Annotated in this window: 17 protein-coding genes; 9 read left to right on the forward strand and 8 right to left on the reverse strand. The window is 67.6% G+C overall.

Features of this window, described 5'->3' with window-relative positions; all coding sequences use genetic code 11:
- Positions 1 to 977: 977 nt before the first annotated feature.
- The gene (locus tag IPG05_04405; GenBank protein ID MBK6494334.1) at positions 978 to 2,120 is read left to right on the forward strand and encodes a hypothetical protein; all 1,143 of its coding nucleotides are present in this window, start codon (positions 978 to 980) and stop codon (positions 2,118 to 2,120) included.
- A 564-nt stretch (positions 2,121 to 2,684) separates the two neighbouring features.
- Here the strand turns inward: IPG05_04405 and IPG05_04410 are convergent.
- The 5 genes from IPG05_04410 to IPG05_04430 form a co-directional block, all read right to left on the reverse strand.
- Positions 2,685 to 4,535 (reverse strand): hypothetical protein, encoded by a 1,851-nt coding sequence (locus IPG05_04410; GenBank protein ID MBK6494335.1) that lies wholly within the window; start codon positions 4,533 to 4,535, stop codon positions 2,685 to 2,687.
- Between the two features lie 39 nt (positions 4,536 to 4,574).
- Positions 4,575 to 4,901, reverse strand: coding sequence for a DUF305 domain-containing protein (locus IPG05_04415; GenBank protein MBK6494336.1), 327 nt, complete (start codon positions 4,899 to 4,901; stop codon positions 4,575 to 4,577).
- On the reverse strand, positions 4,871 to 5,170 hold the full coding sequence (locus IPG05_04420) for a DUF305 domain-containing protein (protein ID MBK6494337.1): 300 nt from the start codon (positions 5,168 to 5,170) through the stop codon (positions 4,871 to 4,873). The genes IPG05_04415 and IPG05_04420 overlap by 31 nt, the downstream gene beginning before the upstream one ends.
- A gap of 74 nt (positions 5,171 to 5,244) precedes the next feature.
- Entirely contained in the window at positions 5,245 to 5,814 is a 570-nt protein-coding gene (locus tag IPG05_04425; protein MBK6494338.1) for a hypothetical protein, read from the reverse strand.
- On the reverse strand, positions 5,718 to 6,395 hold the full coding sequence (locus IPG05_04430; protein ID MBK6494339.1) for a hypothetical protein: 678 nt from the start codon (positions 6,393 to 6,395) through the stop codon (positions 5,718 to 5,720). Before IPG05_04430 ends, IPG05_04425 begins: the two co-directional genes overlap by 97 nt.
- Here IPG05_04430 and IPG05_04435 point away from each other — a divergent pair.
- The 4 genes from IPG05_04435 (at position 6,394) to IPG05_04450 (ending at position 9,561) form a co-directional block, all read left to right on the forward strand.
- Positions 6,394 to 7,290: a carbon-nitrogen hydrolase gene (locus tag IPG05_04435; protein ID MBK6494340.1), complete on the forward strand. Its 897-nt coding sequence runs from the start codon at positions 6,394 to 6,396 to the stop codon at positions 7,288 to 7,290. The two genes, IPG05_04430 and IPG05_04435, sit on opposite strands and share 2 nt — an antisense overlap.
- Positions 7,291 to 7,315: 25 nt before the next feature.
- The gene (locus tag IPG05_04440; protein MBK6494341.1) at positions 7,316 to 8,326 is read left to right on the forward strand and encodes an agmatine deiminase family protein; all 1,011 of its coding nucleotides are present in this window, start codon (positions 7,316 to 7,318) and stop codon (positions 8,324 to 8,326) included.
- Positions 8,327 to 8,453: 127 nt separating this feature from the next.
- Entirely contained in the window at positions 8,454 to 9,011 is a 558-nt protein-coding gene (locus IPG05_04445) for an RNA polymerase sigma factor (GenBank protein ID MBK6494342.1), read from the forward strand.
- Positions 9,001 to 9,561 (forward strand): hypothetical protein, encoded by a 561-nt coding sequence (locus IPG05_04450; GenBank protein ID MBK6494343.1) that lies wholly within the window; start codon positions 9,001 to 9,003, stop codon positions 9,559 to 9,561. The genes IPG05_04445 and IPG05_04450 overlap by 11 nt, the downstream gene beginning before the upstream one ends.
- On the opposite strand, the gene IPG05_04455 is transcribed toward IPG05_04450, so the two are convergent.
- Both IPG05_04455 and IPG05_04460 read right to left on the reverse strand, forming a co-directional pair.
- Positions 9,486 to 9,971: a hypothetical protein gene (locus IPG05_04455; protein ID MBK6494344.1), complete on the reverse strand. Its 486-nt coding sequence runs from the start codon at positions 9,969 to 9,971 to the stop codon at positions 9,486 to 9,488. The genes IPG05_04450 and IPG05_04455 overlap by 76 nt on opposite strands.
- Positions 9,972 to 10,010: 39 nt before the next feature.
- Positions 10,011 to 10,181, reverse strand: coding sequence for a hypothetical protein (locus IPG05_04460; protein ID MBK6494345.1), 171 nt, complete (start codon positions 10,179 to 10,181; stop codon positions 10,011 to 10,013).
- A 165-nt stretch (positions 10,182 to 10,346) separates the two neighbouring features.
- Between IPG05_04460 and IPG05_04465 the strand changes: the two genes are divergently transcribed.
- Positions 10,347 to 10,517 carry a hypothetical protein gene (locus IPG05_04465; GenBank protein MBK6494346.1) on the forward strand — a complete coding sequence of 57 codons (171 nt, stop codon included), beginning with the start codon at positions 10,347 to 10,349 and terminating at the stop codon, positions 10,515 to 10,517.
- Here the strand turns inward: IPG05_04465 and IPG05_04470 are convergent.
- Entirely contained in the window at positions 10,501 to 12,267 is a 1,767-nt protein-coding gene (locus tag IPG05_04470; GenBank protein MBK6494347.1) for an amidase, read from the reverse strand. The two genes, IPG05_04465 and IPG05_04470, sit on opposite strands and share 17 nt — an antisense overlap.
- 90 nt (positions 12,268 to 12,357) lie before the next feature.
- On the opposite strand from IPG05_04470, the gene IPG05_04475 reads away from it, so the two are divergent.
- The 3 genes from IPG05_04475 to IPG05_04485 all read left to right on the forward strand — a co-directional run bounded on the left by IPG05_04475 (position 12,358) and on the right by IPG05_04485 (position 13,979).
- A complete protein-coding gene (locus IPG05_04475) occupies positions 12,358 to 12,600 on the forward strand; it encodes a hypothetical protein (GenBank protein MBK6494348.1) in 243 nt (80 codons plus the stop codon).
- 41 nt (positions 12,601 to 12,641) lie between these two features.
- A complete protein-coding gene (locus IPG05_04480) occupies positions 12,642 to 13,142 on the forward strand; it encodes a DUF4097 family beta strand repeat protein (protein MBK6494349.1) in 501 nt (166 codons plus the stop codon).
- A gap of 69 nt (positions 13,143 to 13,211) precedes the next feature.
- Entirely contained in the window at positions 13,212 to 13,979 is a 768-nt protein-coding gene (locus IPG05_04485; protein ID MBK6494350.1) for a DUF4097 family beta strand repeat protein, read from the forward strand.
- The last annotated feature ends 33 nt before the right edge of the window (positions 13,980 to 14,012 follow it).

Consider the following 14,012-nt stretch of genomic DNA (forward strand, 5'->3'; position numbering starts at 1 on the left):
GTTCCGCGAGGACGGGCGCCCGCTCTTCCGATTCGGTCGAAGGGGGGCGGGGCCCGGCGAATTCCAGATGCTTGGTGGCTTCGTCGGCTGGGTGGGAGACACGCTTTGGGCCACAGACGTGTCCCTTCGACGACTGACTTTTATTCACCCTGATGGTACGCTGCTGCGGACTGTCAGAAATCCGGCACCCAACTCTGCCTCACGAAGAATTCCTGCTTCCGCTCCAAGACAAGGGGAAATGTACATCACGGGGATTGGCGCAAACGGCACAGCGATGGCATTCTCGAGCCTCGTCGGAGTATCAATCGCGTCCTCTGGCGAGCGGACCCCAAGGCGCTCCAGTCAACGATCTGGCTTCAGTCGCTCGACGGCACGGAGGCGACATTCCTGGGTTTCGAGCCGAACCGGACTAACGGCTGCACCGAAGGGGCGTATAGCTACTACCAAATCGCCTGTCCATTGACCCTCACTGCCTTCAGCCCGACTGGCGACCGGTATGTCGTCGCAAGACCGGGGCGAGTCACGGCCAAAGACGGAAGCTTCTGGCTGACCGTCACAGGCACGCGCGGTGATTCACTCGTCCACCGACTTGTCCGGTACTCGGGCACTCCCATCCCACGCAGTTTCGTCGACAGCAGCAAGGCAGCTTGCCGGGCCCGGGAATCGACGGCCGCACGAATGGCCGCGTGCAACGATTTGTCGCATTCCCCACAGCTCCGGTACATCCATCGCGTGATGCTTGGGCTCGACAGCACTATCTGGCTAGAGTTGCAGCCAGACATGAGAGGGCGTCACTGGCTCACGCTTTCACCCACTGGTGAGCCGATCGGCAGGATGACATTCCCGACGCGTTTCTTCCTTTGGGCGGCCAGCCGAACGGCTGCATGGGGCACGGAGACCGACGCTGATGAATTGGAGAACGTGGTACGGTATCGAATTGGGAGGTGACCCTGTCTGTCGCACATACTAGGGTTGCGGTGGCTCTGATCTACCTCGTGACCGTGGTCCACGGCTCGCGCGCGGCAGCGCAGTCTGCACACCGACAGCTCCCTGTCGTGCGCGAACTCGAGATCTCCGGCACCGTGAGCGATTTGAGTCCAATCTCCTCGATCGCCGTCTCCCCTCGCGGCTGGATCGCCGTCGGTCAACGGGACGACAATCGCGTCCTCGTCTTCCGCGCCGACGGTCAGCAGCTGTTCAAGTTCGGGCGCGGCGGCGAGGGCCCCGGAGAGTTTCGTCAACTAGGTGCATGGTCGGGGTGGAATGCGGATTCGGTATGGGTGGTGGACGCAGCACTCCGCCGCGTCTCTCTCATCGGGCCCACCGGCCGCCTGGCGCGGGTGACTACCTTCCCTGCGTCGAACTCGGCCAGCCAGACTTCTCCGCCCACGCCCCCACGACAAGGTGATGTCTATGTGGCCGGTGTTCGGCGAAACGGAGGACTGCTGCTCGCTGCGGGGATCGCCGGAGTTCCTCAGACCGACCTGTGGCGAGGTGAGCTTGAAGGTGCTCTCTACACGGTCTGGTCCGCAACCGACGGTGGTCGCAGGCAGGCATTTCTTGGCACACTCCCGACACGGAACAGCGGTTGCACTGAGGGGCCGTTCTCTTTTGTCACCATTGAGTGCCAGGTCGGGTTGACGGCCTTCTCGCCCAGCGGCGAAGGCTTCGTGTCGGCAACTCCAGCGACACGGGGCACTCGGAACACCGTGCTTCGTTTGTTGCGGATCGACGCGAGCGGGGACACACTGATCAGGCGGGACCTCCCTTACATCGGCCAACCTGTTCCGCGCCATGTGGCTGACAGTGCGAGACAGCTCTGCAAGAAGCAGAATCCCCAGCCCGAGCGTCAGGGCGCTTGCGAGCGCCTCGGTGTGGCACCATCCCTGCGACATTTTTCCCGAGTGGTACTGGGGATGGACGACTCCATACTGCTCGAGCTTAGACCAGATTCCAGGGGTCGTCACTGGCTCCTGGTATCGAGCAGAGGCGAGGCCCTCGGGGAAGTGACGCTGCCGCCAACGTTCTTCCTCTGGACGGCAACGCAAACCACACTCTGGGGTACGGAGCGCGATTCCGATGACGTGGAAAGCGTGGTGCGATATCGAATAGGCAGGTGAACCTGTCTGCCCAATGTGCTCCGCCCGAAACGACGGTGATCTGCCTGGTGACCCTGTTCCGCTGTCCGAGTGCCATGGCGCGGGCTGCGCCTGGGCAACTATCCGTCGTCCGCGGTCTCCTGGGTCACCCGTCACCCGAGCCCGTTTCCTCCCTCTGCGTATCCCTCCGCGGCTGGAGCGCCGTCGGTCGGCGGGACGACAATCGCGTCCTGGTCTACAGCGCCGGTTGACGGAACTGGATCGACGGCGCCCCGATTCGGCCCGGCGTTTCTGGCTGGTGCTGTCTCCGACCGGGGCGCCGCTCGGTCAACGTACGCTGCCGCCAACCTTCTTCCTCTGGGCGGGCACTCGAACGGCGCTTTGGGGAACTGAGGAAGACGCCGACGGCCTGGAGAACGTGGTGCGGTATCGTATCGGCTCCTGACACGCGTCGGTATGAAGCACAGGTGGTCGCCTCGCCCGCCAAAGCGAACGGTGTGAGGCACTCCAAGTCGGAGTGCCTCACACCGTTTTACGCCTATCTACCGCGCCCTATGGAACGCGGCTAAAGCCGCGACTCGGCCGCTATTGGGCCAATTCCCGCACGGCCTCACCGAGCATGGCGACCTTCGCCTTGTCGCTCGACGCCTTGGCATCACCATCGACCTGCCCCGCGAGCCTGGTCAGCGCCGTCTTCCGCGCCGCGCCGCTCGCTCGCTCGGCGGCAGTGAGCGCACCGCGAACTGCACCGATCCGCGCCGCGCTGAGCCCCTTCGACCGCTCGAGCTGGTCGACGAACGCGCGCGCCTTCGCGAAGCTCGCGGGCCACACCATCTTCGGCTGCTCCTGCGGATTGAGCTCGGTGAAGACCACCGTCTTCGCCGCGTCGATCTCGTTCTGCGAGATGTACTTGCTCGGCGCCAGCTCGAAGACGTCGAGGCCGCGCGCGATCTCGGAGTTCACGATCACGCCGTTGTACCAATACACCGACCACGAGCCGGCGCTGGTGAGCTCGCCATCCTTGAGCGGCCCACGGTCGAAGAACGCGACCTCGAACGGTGACGCCGGATCGGTCCAGTCGAAGATCGAGATGCCGCCCTGGTACCACCCCTGCACCATCACCTCGCGCCCCGGGATCGGGATCGGCGAGCCGTTGTGTGCGACGCAGTTCTCCCAGTCGGTCTGGTGCGACGGCATCTTGTAGTAGCTCTGGAAGACCATCTTCCCGTCGACGATCTTGAAGAGGGCGTTGCCGCCCCATTCGTAGTGGTCGCTCGCGCGGCAGCGTGGCGCACGACCCCCGCCCCACTCGTCGGTGAAGAGCACGGCCTTGCCATCGTTGCTGAAGGTGGCCGAGTGCCAGAAGGAGAAGTTGGTGTCGGCGACGGCATCGATGCGCCGCGGATTGGCCGGGTTGCTGATGTCGAGCAGCAGACCGTAGCCGCCGCACGCGCCACCAGCGAGCCCGGCGCCCGGATAGACGGTGATGTCATGGCACTGGTTCGGACCGGTGCGGACGCGTGGCGCGCCACCCGCGGCCCCACGACCGCCGCCGGCCCCGCGACCTGCACCAGCCGCACCCGGGGCACCCGGGGCACCCGGGGCACCCGCCCCGCCACGCGCCGCCGCATTCGGCGACGGCGCGGCCGGCGTCAACCGCGTCGGTGCCGGCGCGAGGTCGGTGAAGATCCGCGGTGACGAGACAATCGCGGCCTTCGACGGATCAGCCAGCGGCACCTTGATCACCTCGATCCGGAAGAGCGCCGAGTTCGGATCGGCATCGGGGGCGAGCCCCGAGCAGCCCGGCAACTCGTCGGCCGAACGGACACCCGCAGAGCCGGAGATGTAGACGTAGACGTTGTCGGGGTCGTTCTTGTCGGTGACCACGGTGTGCGTATGCGAGCCACGGCAGGTCTGCACGTTGCCGACGTACTTCGGCTTGAGCGGATCGGTCATGTCGAAGATCCGGATGCCGCGCACGCGGTCCTTGCTGACCGGGTCAGGGACGCCCCCCGTCCCGCAGTCCATCCGCCCCGTGAGCCCCTCGGCCGAGACGAACGCGAGGTTCTTGTAGACCGAGACGTCGCTCTGCGACGCCGGACAGTGCACCCAGTTCACCAGATACGGCTTGGCGGGATTGGCGATGTCCCAGATCATCAGGCCGTCGTAGTTGCCCTGATAGACCTTGGTGCCGGAGAAGGCGAGGTCGCTGTTGGTGTTGAGGGCGAACGGCCCCGGCGACGGCGTGGTCGACAGCATCTTCATGTTCCAGATCGCGATGCCGGCGTCGAACTTCCCGGCCTTGAGCCCTTCGCGCGGATCGGGCGAGGGCGTGGTCTTGATCTTCTGCTGCGCGGCCGCGGGGACGGCAGCCAGTGCGAGCGCGAGTCCGAGCAGCGGCAACGCTCGGCGAACAGACAAACAGTAAGGGAACATCGCGGAATCCTCGGCGGGGGCGGGAGAGAGGCGGAGGGACTAGGGACGTGCGGCAGGCGGCGGCAGGGCATCGAGCATTCCCTGCAGGAATTCAATTTCGGTGGTCTGGTCGGCGAAGACGTCGGAAGCGAAGCGGAAGACGAACTCGTCCTGCCCTGCGCCGTAGGACGCGAAGAGCTCATCCACCATCGAGATGGCGCCGCCGTGGTGCTTGATCATCGACGAGAGGAAGAAGCGATCGAACTCGACGCCGCGCAGGCCATCGAGCTTGGCCATCTCCTCATCGGTCAGCATGCCGGGCATCAGCATCGCGTGGTCCATGTCGTCCATCTTCATCATGACATGGGTGGCGTTGGTGTCCGGCACCGGCTGGCCCTGCTGTCGGAGCCAGTGCGCATCGCCGCGATCTCGTCGCGCTGGGCCACCACGATCCGCTCGGCGAATCGCTTCAGCGCGGCACTCGCCCCGTGCGTCGGCGCCCAGCGACCCATCTGCACCGCCTGGGCGTGATGGGGATCATTCCGGTGATGAACTTCACGTCGGCGGCCGAGCTGCCGGTGCGTGCCGGGGCCGGGCCGCCAGCCGGGGGCCAGCAACACGGCAACGAGCAGGGCGAACGGCAAAGGGGCCTTCATGGCGGGGCTCCAGCAGGATGTGTCGGGTAGAGGAGGGAGAATAGCGCCGGGGGCGCGAGGGCGCGAGGGCGCAGTCAGCGCCGCCGCACCGCCACGTCGATCGGTGCCCGCACGATGAAGCGGTAGCTCAGCTCCCACGGCGTGTTGAAGAAGGCGATGCTCTTCTCGTTGTCGATCCGGTGCCACCGAGCCTCGGCATCGAAGGTCACGCCGCCGCCGATCGGGGTGCGCCGCAGCAGGCCGAGCTCCGTGTACTTCCGCTGGCTGCGGTAGAAGGCCGGATCGTGGCCAGTCGAGTTGTAGTTGTTGTCGCCCGCCGCGGCGACGAAGTCGTGCCCGCGCCAATGGATCGCGAAGACCTCGACCCACCCGCGCGGCGTGACACTCGCCCGCAGGTAGGTGCCGTGCCCCTTCGAGGCGCGGTCGGCAGGATAGTTCGGATCGATGCTCCCGTCACTCCAGAACCGCCACGCCGACAGTGACGACGCGCCGAGCGCGGGCAGCGTGCGCCGTGCGGTGGCACCGAGCGCGGTGACGCGGTTGTTGCTCACCGGCACACCGGCGTCGTAGAGCTGTCCACCGCGGTGTGACCAGAGATGCTGCGCCTCGATGGTGGCCCAGTCGGTCGGCTCGACGCGCAGCACGGCGCCCATCTCGAACGCCTCGCGCTGCGTCGGCGTGTTGAGCTGCTGCCAGTTGACCCGGCCTCGCCTCGGAAGATGCCGCGCGTCTCGATCCATTGGATGCCGGACTCGACCGGCGTGGTGAGCTCGCGCGTCGTGACCATCAGCGGCTCAAGCAGGCCATGCCGCCGCACCGTCTCCAGGGTGCCGATGATTCCCTGCGAGTGCTCGGTCCGATAGCGGAAGGCGACGATGGGCAGCAGGGTGTCGGTGAACTGCTCACTGCCGAGCCGGCGGTCGGCGTAGAAGCCGAGACGCAGTTCGGTCCGCCGCCCCGGCTTGGCCTCGAGCCACGTCTGGAGCTGGGTGCCGAGGATCGTCTCGCCCACCCGATAGGGGGTGAAGAACTCGGTGTTGTCGCCATAGAGCGCCACCCGGGCACGCCAGTCGAGGCGCTGCGCGGTGGCCACGCCGGGGGCCAGGAGGAGGAGCGAGAGGGCCAGGAGTCGGGTCGGGACGCGAATGGGAGCCTCGAGCGCCAAGGAAGCCAATCCCGGCCAATGGATGCCGCCGCCGGGAGCCAGCACTATTTTAGTCGCCATGACTACTTCGCGAACCGTCCGGGTCGGGCTGGTCCAGCAGCGGGTGGGGGCCACCCCCGCCGGCAACCTCGATCGTGCCATCGAGGGGATCCGCCAGGCCGCCGCCCAGGGCGCCCAGATCATCTGCCTGCAGGAGCTCTTCGGCTGGTACTACTTCTGCCAGCGGGAAGACCACGACTTCTTCCAGCTCGCCGAGGCGATCCCCGGCCCCTCGACCGACCGTCTCTCGGCCGTCGCGAAGGAACTCGGCGTGGTGATCGTCGCCTCGCTCTTCGAGCGACGCGCGCAGGGACTCTACTACAACACGGCCGCCGTGATCGACGCCGACGGCAGCTACCTCGGCAAGTACCGCAAGATGCACATCCCCGACGATCCGCTGTTCTACGAGAAGTTCTACTTCACGCCCGGCGACCTCGGCTTCCGCTCCTGGGACACGAAGTACGGCAAGATCGGCGTGCTGATCTGCTGGGACCAGTGGTATCCGGAAGCGGCCCGCCTCACGGCGATGAGCGGCGCGGAGATCCTCTTCTATCCGACGGCGATCGGCTGGCTGCCACCCGAGAAGGCGGAGTACGGCGAACGACAGCAGGCGGCGTGGGAGACGATCCAGCGAAGTCACGCGGTGGCCAACGGCTGCTTCGTCTGCTCGGTGAACCGGACGGGCCACGAAGTACTGCCGGGGAGCGCGGCCGACGCGCCGGGGATCGAGTTCTGGGGCGGCTCGTTCATCGCCGACCCGAACGGCCGCATCCTGACCAAGGCCGGTCAGGACGAGGAGATCCTCGTCGCGGACTGCGATCTCGGCAATGTCGACGTGGTGCGCACGCACTGGCCGTTCCTGCGGGACCGCCGCATCGATGCCTACGGCGACCTGACACGGCGGTACATTGACTGATACTCCCGCCGCGCGCGGATTCGTGATGCCAGCGGAGTGGGCGCCTCACCGGGGCACCTGGTTGTCGTGGCCGCACCGCGAATCGAGCTGGCCCGGGAACTTCTTCCCGGTGCCCTACGTGATCGCGGAGATGATCCGCCACCTCGCTCCTGGCGAGGAGGTGCACGTCAACGTGGCCGACGACGCCATGGAGGCGGAGGCGCGTGCGGTGCTCGCCGAGGCGAAGGTGCCGACCGCGAACGTTTTCTTCCATCACTTCCCGACCAATGACGCCTGGTGTCGCGACCACGGCCCGATTTTCGTGCAGCGCGACGCCAACGGCACGCGCGAGCAATTGATCCTCGACTGGGGCTACAACGCCTGGGGTGGCAAGTATCCGCCGTACGATCTCGACAACGAGATCCCGCGCCTCGTCGCCGAGGAGTACGGCATCGCGCGGCTGTCGCCCGGGATGATCCTCGAGGGCGGCAGCATCGAGGTGAACGGGGAGGGCGTGCTGCTCACCACCGAGGCGTGCCTCCTCAATCCGAATCGCAATCCGGAGCTCTCGAAGGGCGACATCGAGCAGTCGCTCAAGGACCATCTCGGCGTGCAGAAGATCCTCTGGCTCGGCGAGGGGATCGTCGGCGACGACACTGACGGCCACATCGACGACATCACCCGCTTCGTCGATCCGCACACGATCGTCACCGTGCTCGAGGATGACCCGTCCGACGAGAACTACGCGTTGCTGCTGGCGAACTTGATGCGCCTCGAGGCGATGACGGACGTCGACGGCGAGCCGTTCCGGATCGTCACGCTGCCGATGCCGCGCCCGGTGGTCTACGAAGACCAGCGGCTCCCTGCCTCCTATGCCAACTTCTACATCGGCAACGAGGTGGTCCTCCTCCCCGGCTACGACGCCGAGCGGGACGAGATCGCCCGTGCCACGCTGCAGGCGCTCTTCCCGACCCGCACGGTGGTGGTGATCGACTGCACGGCGCTGATCTGGGGGTTGGGGGCGTTTCATTGCCTGACGCAGCAGGGGCCTGAGTAGACGGCGAACGGCGGCCGGCGAACAGCGAACAGCTGGCGCCTGAAGGGCGGTCCATCGCCGTTCGCTGTTCGCCGTCCGTTGCAACCATTCGGGCTCCCCGCCCCGTCTCAGTTCCGTGACCGCCGCCATGACGCTCTCGACCCCCCTGGCTGGTACGCCGGCCCTCGACATCGAAGTCTCCCTCGCCAGGGCGGCGGCGGGGGGCGACGAGGGGGCGTTCGAGCGGCTGTACCGGCGGCATGTGGCGCGAATCCACACCCTGGTGCGGCGGATGGCTGGCGACGACCTGGCCGATGACCTGACCCAGGACGTCTTCATCCGGGCGTGGCAGAAGCTGCCGACCTTTCGGGCCGAGAGTGCCTTCTCGACCTGGTTGCACCGGCTGGCCGTGAACGTGGTGCTCTCCAGGCATCGGAGCGGGCAGAGCGAGCGGAAGTGGATCCAGGACGACGAGCTCGCCCTCGGGCAGGCCGCTGGGCACACTCCGCACCCGGCCGTGGCGATGGATCTCGAGTCCGCGATCCGTCGGCTTCCGGATGGCTCGCGCCAGGTGTTCATCCTTCACGACGTGGAAGGATGGACGCACGAAGAAATCGCCGACCGGCTCGGGCTGGTGGTCGGCACCTCGAAGTCGCAGTTGTCGCGCGCCCGCGCCGCGCTCCGGAGGATGCTCGATGGCCACTAACGACGACGACCCGCTCGATCCCCGGCTACTGGAGGCGGTCGCGACCTTGCGCGACACGCCACCCGCCGAGGATCTCTGGCCCGAGATCGCGCCGCAGCTGACGCCGCGGCATCCGGCTGGCACGTTCCTGCTGCGCTGGCCGACCGCGATTGCGGCCGGGTTGGTGATCGCCGCCGCGTCGATCGGCGGCACGATGCTCCTGCTCCGATCGGGCACGGTGGTGCCGCCCGCGGCCACGTCCGCGCAGGCGGCCCTGGTCACGCCCGCCAGTAGCGTGGCGGCGTCGCACACGCCGGCCGATCAGGCGCTCCAGCAGGCCATCGGTCAGCTGGAGGCGCATCTCGCCGGCACCGAAACGACGCTCGACCCGAAGACCCGCGAGGGAATTCGTGCTTCGCTCGCCGCACTCGACCAGGTGATCGCCGATGCCGCCACCCGGCGACGCGCGACGCCCGACGATCCGCGGAGCGCCCACTACCTGACGTCCGCGCTGCAGAAGAAGCTCGAGGTGCTGCGCACCGTGACGCGCCGCACGGCCATTCGGACCTGACCGGGTCCCGAGGAGATTGCCATGTTCGCCACCCTGCTCTTCGCCACCGTCGCCGCCAGCGGCCTGACCGCGCCGGACACTGCCGTCCGGCTCGGCAGCGGGGCCACGATCGAGATCAACGCGCCGACCTGCGGCGTGACGGTCCGCGTCGGCACTGACGAGCGCTTGAACGTGACCGGCGGCAGCCTCGAGTCCGACCGCCGCAGTGCCGAGGTCAACTGCGACATCCTCTCGATGGGGCGCGGCCGCGAAGGATCGCCGTCGGGGATGTTGACCATCACCGTTCCGCCGTCGAGTCGCCTCGAGATCAACTGCATCTCGGGCGGGGTCACGGTCACCGGCGCCACGGATCGTCTCGACATCACCACCATGAACGGCTCCATCCGGCTGCTCAACGGCAGCGGACGCACGGCACTCGAGACGGTGGCGGGGACGGTGACGGTGGTCGACTACAAGGGCGCGTCGCTCTCGATCAACGCGGTCGCCGGGGTCGTCTCGCTCGAGAATGTCGATGTCGAGGGCCGGCTCGAGGCCGAGAGCATCAACGCCGGCGTGCGGATGCGCGGGGTGCACGCGGCGTCGGTCACCGCGTCGTCGGTCAACTCCACCGTCGACTTCACGGGAAGTCTCGACCCGGACGGGAACTACAGTTTCGAGAGCCACAATGGCGGCATCACGCTGACGCTGCCGAGCAACACCAGCGCGAAGATGCGCGTCTCGACGGTGATGGGCGACTTCGAGACCGAATTGAAGGGGATGCTGACGTCGGGGGACGGCAGGCACCGATGGCCCCGCCCGCCACGCCACGCCCGGGGAAGGGGCGGGCACCGCCGCCCGTCCCGCCGGTGCCGGGTTTCAGGGAGGAATCGGACTTCACCATCACCTACGGCAAGGGCGAGGCGCGCGTCAGCGTCGAATCGTTCAACGGCCCGATTCGCGTCAAGACCGCGAAGTAGACCTCAGCTGAACTTGGGCGGGCGACGCAGGTGGATGTCGCTCGCCTGTTGCCACGCCGCCGCCAGCCGCAACGCCAGATCCTCCCGCCACAGCGCCGCCACGAACGTGATCGCCCGCGGCGCTCCCTGCTCCGAAAAACCGCTCGGCACCACCACCGTCGGATGGCCGCTGAGATTGGTCGCCGTCAGCACCGATCCGGCATTGGTCGGCGCGATGATCACGTCGACCGTCGCGTAGAGTGTCGCGAGTTGCTGCATGAGGAGCGTGCGCGCGCGGTTGGCCTGGACGTACTGGACCGCGGACACCATGTGCGCCGCCCGGAAAGTGTTGGGCCAGGCACCTCGATTCTGCTGCACCATCTGGTCGTCGCGATTGGTGCGCGTGATCTCTTCGAACGCCGCGGCCGCCTCGACCGTGAGGATGGTGCGCATCGCATCGGTCGGCAGCGTCTCGGGCCAGGTGATCGGCGTGAGCGTTGCGCCCGCCTTGATCAGCGCGTCGAGCACGGGCCGTTGCGCCGCATAGGCAGCGCGCTGCGGTGCCGAGGGCAACCGCCGCCGGCTCGACAAGCGAGGGATGTACGCCGATGCGCACGTTCGCGAGCGACCGATCGGGCTCGTAGCGGAACGGCATCGTCCGCGTCGACGGGTCGCGCGGGTCGGCGCCGTGCACGGCGTCGAAGACGAGTGCCAAGTCACCTGCATGGCGAGCAATGGGGCCGACCTTGTCCATTGTCCACGAGAGCGCCATCGCCCCATGCCGCGAGATCCGGCCGAAGGTCGGACGCAGACCGCTCACGCCGCAGCGCGTGCAGGGCGAGACGATCGAGCCGAGTGTCTCGGTGCCGATCGCGAACGGGACGAGGCCCGCCGCCACGCTGCTCGCCGACCCGGCCGAGGACCCACTCGATCCCTGCTCCGTGTTCCACGGGTTGCGCGTCATTCCGCCGAACCAGACATCACCCTGCGCGAATTCGCCGAGCGAGCTCTTCGCCACCAACACGGCGCCCGCTTTGTCGAGCCGCTCGACCACCGCGGCCGTCTCCTCAAGCCGCTGCTCCTTGAAGAGTGGAGACCCCCAGGTGGTCGGATAGCCCGGCACCGCAAAGAGGTCCTTCGCCGCGTAGGGCACGCCATGCAGCGGCCCGCGGAAGCTCCCGCGCTTCGCCTCGGCGTCGAGCGCATCGGCCTGCGCACGCGCCCGCTCCGGCGTGAGCGTGATGGCGCACTTGAGGATCGGGTCGAACTGCGCGTAGCGCGCGAGCGCGCGATCGACCAGTTGCCGCGAGGTCACGTGCCCGGCTCGGATCAAGCGCCCGAGCTGTTCCGCCGAGGCGAACGCCAAGTCCGAGTCGGTGGTCGGCAGCACCAGCGGATTGGGTCGTCGGAGCGGCACCCGCGCAGTGATGGGCTGACCGACGGCCGTCGCCCCCGCCGGGCGCGGGTCAAAGTGGAGCGCCGGTACGACCGAGTTCGGCAGCGGCACTTGCTGCAGCTTGGCGAGCGAGGCAAGCGTCCCGTCGACCGTCGAGAGCATCATCTCGCGCTCGGCATCGGTGAAGCTGATCCCCAGCACCGCCTCGGCGGCGGCGAGCTGCTCCTTCGTGAGTGCCCGCAGTGCCAGAACGGCCTCTGGTGCGTTGGCAGCCGGCGGGACCACATCGGCCCACAGCTGGTCGGCCAGTGCGATCGGGAGGCCGGCGGCGGTGGCGAGGCCGAGGAAGGTCCGGCGGTCGAAGTGCTGGGACATGGCTGGCTCCTGGGGTGACAACCCTGCGGGGGGGCTCCGGCGTCAGAGGGAATCATCACTCCGTTCCGACCGAACCGCCAAGGAGAAGCCATGTCCCGCCCGATCGCCCTGACCGTCCTGTTGCTCGGCAGCCTCGCGAGCAGTGCCCCGCTCACCGCGCAGGAGACCCGCTTCACCCACGCCTTGGCGCGCGGTGCGACACTCTCCCTGAGCAACATCGACGGCAACATCAGCGTCACGCCGGCGAGTGGCCGCACCGCGGAGATCATCGCCCGGAAGACGGTCCGGAAGGGCAATGGTGCCCTGGTGAAGGCGGTGATGGAGGAAAGCTGATGACGGCATCCGCGTCTGCACCCTCTACCTCGACGACACCGATGATGATCGCACGAGCTGCACCGGCCGCCGCGACCGCAACCGCAGCCGGATATCGCGATCCGCTCGATGTCGAGATGGCGTACGAGGTGCGGCTCCCCGAGGGTGCGGCGCTGCAGGTGGCCACGGTCGACGGCGACGTTCACGTCTCCGACCTGACCGGGAAGGCGACCATCACCACCGTCGACGGCGACGTCATCGTCTCCGGGCGGGCGCCGGAATCGATCTCGACCGTCGACGGCGAGATCGACGTCACGATGGACGAGATGCCGAAGGCGGGCATGCACTACCGGACGGTCGACGGCGCCATCACCGTCCGAGTCCCGTCTGGTGTCGGCCTCGACGTCTCCGGCTCCTCCGTCGACGGGACCTTCAGCAGCGACTTCCCGCTGACCACTTCGGGGAAGTGGGGCCCGCGCCAGTTCCGCGGCACGCTCGGCGACGGCGGGCCAGCGTTGCGGCTGAGCACCGTGGATGGGGCGATCCGGCTGCAGAAGCGGTAGCCTGCAACCATTCACGGGTCGCCCACGTCTCAGTCAGGAACCCCGATTCTCCCTCTTCGGAGCTTGCCCATGCGCCGCACCCTGCTCGCCTCCCTCCTCGTGGCCGCCGCCCCCCTGGCGGCCCAGGAGACCCGCTTCACCCCGACGATCGCCGCCGGGGGCACGCTCGCCCTCGAGAACATCAACGGGCCGATGGTGATCACGCAGGGCACCGGGCGCACCGCTGAGGTGATCGTCACCAAGCGGGTGATCAAGGGCGACGGCTCCTACGTGAAGGCGATCATGGAGGAGAGCGGCGGGAAGGTGCGGATCTGCACCATTTACACCAACCGCGATCCGAACCGGAAGACGTGCAAGGGGGAGAACTCCTCCCCGTCGCGCGGCCGCGACAACTATGACCAGGTCGAGATGCGCTACGAAGTGCGCGTCCCGGCCGGTGTGCTGGTCGATGCCGAGAGCGTGAACGGCAACATCACCGCGACCGGGCTCGAGGCATCGGCCGCGCTGCAGTCCGTCAACGGCGCGATCATCTTCAGCGGAACGACGGCGAGCCACCTCGAGACGGTCAATGGCGGCATCAAGGCCAAGTTCACCAAGGCCGATTGGGACGGCACGCTGAAGGTCTCGGCGGTGAATGGCGGCGTCGACCTCGTCTTCCCCGCCGGCCTCGATGCCGACATCAGCGGCGAAACCGTGAACGGCGGCATCACCAGCGACTTCCCGGTCACGATCGAGGGGAAGTGGGGCCCGAAGTCATTCAACGGCAAGATCGGTCGTGGTGGGCGCCGGCTCAGCATCGAGACGGTGAACGGTGGGATCACCCTCAAGAAAGGGTGATGTTTAGCCGCGGTGATGCGCGGCTTCAGCCGC

The organism is Gemmatimonadota bacterium, from assembly GCA_016704275.1.
In the GTDB taxonomy this organism is placed as follows: Bacteria; Gemmatimonadota; Gemmatimonadetes; order Gemmatimonadales; family GWC2-71-9; genus Palsa-1233.